Origin of the sequence: Streptomyces katrae (assembly GCF_000966975.1) — a bacterium.
GTDB lineage: Bacteria > Actinomycetota > Actinomycetes > Streptomycetales > Streptomycetaceae > Streptomyces > Streptomyces katrae.
Genome location: NZ_JZWV01001098.1, coordinates 1 through 4,765, shown reverse-complemented (window position 1 = coordinate 4,765; position 4,765 = coordinate 1). Strand labels below are relative to the sequence as shown.

General features: G+C 73.6%; 5 protein-coding genes and 1 pseudogene. 3 read left to right on the top strand and 3 right to left on the bottom strand.

Translation table 11 applies throughout. The features are described from left to right. Window positions 1-145 (bottom strand): histidine phosphatase family protein (locus tag VR44_RS32940; protein WP_045951300.1); only part of this gene is annotated, 145 nt, incomplete at its 3' end. Between the two features lie 54 nt (window positions 146-199). Between VR44_RS32940 and corA the strand changes: the two genes are divergently transcribed. Next, window positions 200-1,192, top strand: a complete 993-nt coding sequence (gene corA, locus VR44_RS32935; RefSeq protein WP_045951299.1) for a magnesium/cobalt transporter CorA — start codon at window positions 200-202, stop codon at window positions 1,190-1,192. Between the two features lie 26 nt (window positions 1,193-1,218). Here corA and VR44_RS32930 read toward each other — a convergent pair whose 3' ends face one another. Both VR44_RS32930 and VR44_RS32925 read right to left on the bottom strand, forming a co-directional pair. Beyond that, the gene (locus VR44_RS32930; protein ID WP_045951298.1) at window positions 1,219-2,007 is read right to left on the bottom strand and encodes a hypothetical protein; all 789 of its coding nucleotides are present in this window, start codon (window positions 2,005-2,007) and stop codon (window positions 1,219-1,221) included. Window positions 2,008-2,214: 207 nt separating this feature from the next. Further along, entirely contained in the window at window positions 2,215-3,264 is a 1,050-nt protein-coding gene (locus tag VR44_RS32925; RefSeq protein ID WP_045951297.1) for an LLM class F420-dependent oxidoreductase, read from the bottom strand. Window positions 3,265-3,373: 109 nt separating this feature from the next. Here VR44_RS32925 and VR44_RS32920 point away from each other — a divergent pair, with 109 nt between their 5' ends. After that, complete coding sequence (locus VR44_RS32920; RefSeq protein WP_045951296.1) at window positions 3,374-4,357, top strand: aldo/keto reductase; 984 nt, start codon at window positions 3,374-3,376, stop codon at window positions 4,355-4,357. Continuing rightward, window positions 4,354-4,765, top strand: a pseudogene (locus VR44_RS46590) (VWA domain-containing protein); the annotation flags it as partial. The gene VR44_RS32920 and the pseudogene VR44_RS46590, both read left to right, overlap by 4 nt.

Sequence of the window (4,765 nt, the reverse complement as noted above, 5' to 3'; positions counted from 1 at the left end):
GGGGCACCCCGTCCAGCCGTCCGGGCAGCGCCGCGGCCTGCGCGGCGCCGCGCTCGTCGAGGGAGACCCCGGGGGTCCAGCCGGCGAGCAAGCCCGCGGTGTTGGCGGTGGACCGCCCGTGTCGTACGAGGATCAGCGTGGCCATAGGAGGAGCCTAAGCGGTGCGGCCGACGTGCGGGCGGGCTGTGGTGGGGGAAGAATGCCCCGCGTGATTGTGGACTGCGCGATGTACCGGGACGGCCGGCGCTCCGAGGCCCCGGGGGACCTGTCGGATGCCCTGGCCCAGGCGCGCGCGGTCGGTGACGCCTTTCTGTGGATCGGGATGTACGAGCCGACGGAGGAGGAGTTCGAGCACGTCAGCCATGAGTTCGGGCTGCACAAGCTGGCGGTGGAGGACGCCCTGACCGCGCACCAGCGGCCGAAGCTGGAGGTGTACGACGACTCGCTGTTCGTCGTCCTCAAGCCGGTCATGTACGACGAGGACGCGGACAGGGTGACCACGGGCGAGCTGATGCTGTTCATCGGCGACTCGTTCGTGGTGACCGTGCGGCACGGCGAGGGGGCCGCGCTGGCGGCCGTGCGGCGGCGGCTGGAGCACGAGCCGGAGGTGCTGCGGCACGGGCCCACGGCGGTGCTGTACGCGGTGTCCGACGCGGTGGTGGACCACTACATCGAGGTGGCGGCCGAGCTCCAGGCGGACCTGGAGGAGCTGGAGGCGGAGGTCTTCGCCCCGCAGACGGCGGACACCAGGAACACCGCGTCCCGGATCTACGGGTTCAAGCGTCAGGTGCTGGAGTTCCGGCGCGCGACGAGCCCGCTGTCGCAGCCGATGGACCGGCTCGCCTTCGGGAACGTGCCCTTCGTGCACGACCACGCCCGGCCGTTCTTCCGGGACGTCGCCGACCATCTGACGAAGGCGAACGAGTACGTCGAGGGGCTGGACCGGCTGCTGTCGGACGCGCTGTCCGCGCACCTGGCGCAGATGGGGGTCCGGCAGAACGACGACATGCGCAAGATCTCCGCCTGGGCCGCCATGGCCGCGGTGCCGACGATGGTCGCGGGGATCTACGGGATGAACTTCCGCGACATGCCGGAGCTCAGGCAGTGGTGGGGCTATCCCGCGGTGCTGCTGGTCATGGTCGGGCTCTGCCTGGGGCTGCACCGGATGTTCAAGCGGCGCGGCTGGCTCTGACGCGGTGGCCCGGCCGGCCGCCGGGTTCAGGCGGGGCCGGGTGCGGGGGCGGGCCTGCCGCCGAGGGGGTCCGTGCGCTCCGGCGGGCGCAGCCCGATCATGCGGTGCCAGCCGCCGAAGCGCTCGTACGCGTACATCCCGCGGATGCCGGCGGCGAGGGCGGCGGCCTTGGGCGCGGGCCAGCGCAGGAGCCGGCCCATGTGCTCCATGACGGCGAGGCTGACGTCCCGGTGGACGGCGATCTCGGCGAGGGCGCTGTCGCGCAGGACGCGGTGGATGGTCCGGCCGTGTCCCCGGCGGGCCAGGCGCAGGAGTTCCTCGTGGCAGTAGGCGAGGTGGTTGTCCTCGTCGTGGCTGATCACCCTGACGGCCTTGCCGACCTCGGGGTGGTCGCCGAAGTGGCGCAGGAGCATGCCCATCTGGTCGGCGGCCCGTTGTTCGGTGACCCTGCTGTGCGCGAGGTAGACGACGATGTCCTCCTCGCTCAGCGGTTCCTCGCGGCGCAGCTTGTCGTGGGCGAGGCCGATGCCGCGGCGTTCGAGGAGCATCGTGTAGTCGGTCTCGGGCGGTACGGGGACGGCGGGCAGGCCGCGTCTGCGCAGCAGGGCGCGGAAGATCCGGCCGTGTTTGTCCTCGTCCGCGCCGTGCCGGACGATCTTGGGGGCGAGGTCGCGCAGGCCGTCGGGGACGAGGGCGGCGATCCTGGCGTTCTCCCAGCCGCCCTGCGACTCCCCGCTGGCGGCGATGGAGCAGAACAGCTGGAAGGAGTCGTCGTGGTCGACGATCTCCTGGAACAGGCTGCGTGCGGAGAGCATGGAACGAGTCAAATGCGGATGGGGCGGGCGGGCAACCGAGGGGTCCCGCGACTCGGCCGAATGAACGAAACCGCCGCCCGCCCAGCGGGGCGTAACCCCGGGGGCGGGCCGCGCGTTGTTCGCTGTGTCGGCCGTGGCGGGGAAGACCCCCGAGCCCCCACCACGGCCGCCGGCTTCCTGTTCCGACTCCGGCCGGCCCCGCCCGTGTCAGGCCAGGCCGGCCAGCTCCAGGGCCTCGGTGCCGGCCCGCAGGGCGGTGAGGCGCTCGTCGAGGGTGAATCCGGCCGGGGCGAGCGTGAGGGTGGTGACCCCGGCGTCGGCGTAGGCCCGCATCCCGTCCGCGATGCGCTCCACGGAGCCGAGCAGGGTGGTGGAGTCGATCAGCGAGTGCGGGACGGCGGCCGCCGCGCCCTCCTTGTCGCCGCCGAGGTACTTGGCCTGGATCTCGGCGGCCTCCTTCTCGTACCCCATCCGCTGGGCGAGCTGGTTGTAGAAGTTCTGCTTGGGGCTGCCCATGCCGCCGACGTACAGGGCGGTGTACGGGCGGAACATGTCCGCGAGGGCGTTCACGTCCTCGCCGACGGCCAGCGGGACGGTCGGGCAGACGTCGAAGCCGTCCATGGTCAGCCCGGCCTTCTCGCGGCCCGCGCGGAGGTGGCGCAGGGCGGTCTCCTCCAGGTGTTCGGCGGCCGGGAAGATCAGCAGGGCGCCGTCGGCGATCTCGCCGGTCTGCTCCAGGTTCTTGGGGCCGATGGCGGCGATGTAGAGCGGGATGCGGGGGCGCTCGGGGTGCACGGTCAGCTTGAGCGGCTTGCCGGGGCCGCCGGGCAGCGGGAGGGTCCAGTGCTCGCCGTCGTGGCTGAGGCGCTCGCGGCTCATGGCCTTGCGGACGATCTCCACGTACTCGCGGGTGCGGGCGAGGGGCTTGTCGAACTTGACGCCGTACCAGCCCTCGGAGACCTGGGGGCCGGAGACGCCGAGGCCGAGGCGGAAGCGGCCCTTGGTGAGGGAGTCCAGGGTGGCGGCGGTCATGGCCGTCATCGCGGGCTGGCGGGCGGGGATCTGGAAGATGGCCGAGCCGACGTCGATGCGCTCGGTCTGGGCGGCGACCCAGGCCAGTACGGTCGCCGCGTCGGAGCCGTAGGCCTCCGCCGCCCAGCAGACGTCGTAGCCGAGCCGGTCGGCTTCCTGGGCGACGGCGAGGTTGTCGGCGTCCATGCCCGCGCCCCAGTAGCCGAGATTGATGCCGAGCCGCATGTGTCGTCCCCTTACGATGTGCCGGTTTACCGCTCAGTAACGTAGGTCTGCGCAGGGACTCTAGCGCGCCCGACGGCCTGGCGGCAGTGCCCCAGTAGTCTCAGCGGTCATGGAGCAGAGGCATCTCGGCCGCACCGGACTGCGCGTCTCCCGGATCGGCCTCGGCACCCTGACCTGGGGCCGCGACACCGGCGAGGAAGCCGCCGCCGAGCAGTTGAAGACGTTCTGGGAGGCGGGCGGCACCCTCGTCGACACGGCCGACGTGTACGGCGGCGGGGAGTCGGAGTACCTCCTGGGGCGGCTGGTGGGCGGCCTCGTACCGCGCCGGGACCTGGTCATCGCGACCAAGGCGGGCAGCGTCCCGGATCCGGACCGGCGCTTCGACGGCTCGCGCGGGCACCTCCTGGCGGCCCTGGACGACTCCCTGGACCGACTGGGCACCGACCACGTGGACCTGTGGCAGATCCACGCCTTCGACCCGTACACCCCCCTCGACGAGACCCTCCAGGCGCTGGACCTGGCGGTGAGCAGCGGGCGGGCCCGGTACGCGGGGGTGTCCAACTTCAGCGGCTGGCAGCTGGCGAAGGCCGCGACCTGGCAGCTGGCGGCGCCGGGAGCGCGGACCCGGCTGGCCTCGACGCAGATGGAGTACTCGCTCCTCCAGCGGGGCGTGGAACGGGAAGTGCTCCCGGCGGCCCTGGACCTGGGCCTCGGCCTGCTCCCCTCCTCCCCGCTGGGCCGGGGGGTGCTCACCGCCAAGTACCGCGAGGGCACCCCGGCGGACTCCCGGGGCGCGTCGGCCTCCCTGGCCGCCTTCGTGGAGCCGTACCTGGACGAGGCGGCCGGGCGGATCGTGGACGCGGTCGTCACGGCCGCCCAGGGCCTGGCGGTCACCCCGCTCCAGGTCGCCCTGGCCTGGGTCCGCGACCGCCCCGGGGTCGCCGCCCCCATCGTCGGCGCCCGCACGTCGGCGCAGCTCGCGGCGGCACTGTCGGTGGAGGCCCTTAGTCTTCCGGAGGAGATCCGCCGGGCGCTGGACGACGTGTCCGCACCCGTGCACCGCTACCCCGACCAGGACTGGAGCACGCTGTGAGCACGGACCCCGAGACGACGCCCGAGGCCACGCCCCCGGAGGCGCACCCGGAGGCCTCCGGCACACCGGGGGCCCACGAACGGCCCGGCGCGGTCTCGGCCGAACCCGAAACCGGCCCGGAGCCGGGGCCGGAGCCTGACGAAGCCGAGGCCGAGGCCGGGGCGGAGTCCAGGGCAGAGGCCGGGGCGGAGGGCTCCTCGGACCCGGCCGGGGCAGGGCCGGATGCCAGCCCGGAGCGGGAGCCTGACGAAGCCGAGACCGGAGCGCAGCCCGAGGCCGGAGCGCAGCCCGAGGTCGGGGCGTCGGGCGGAGCCGGGGGGCCGGGGGCGCAGCCCGAAGCCGGGGCGCAGCCCGAAGCCGGGGGGCCGGGGGCGGAGCCCTCGGTTTCGGGAAGGGGCGGGGTGGGGG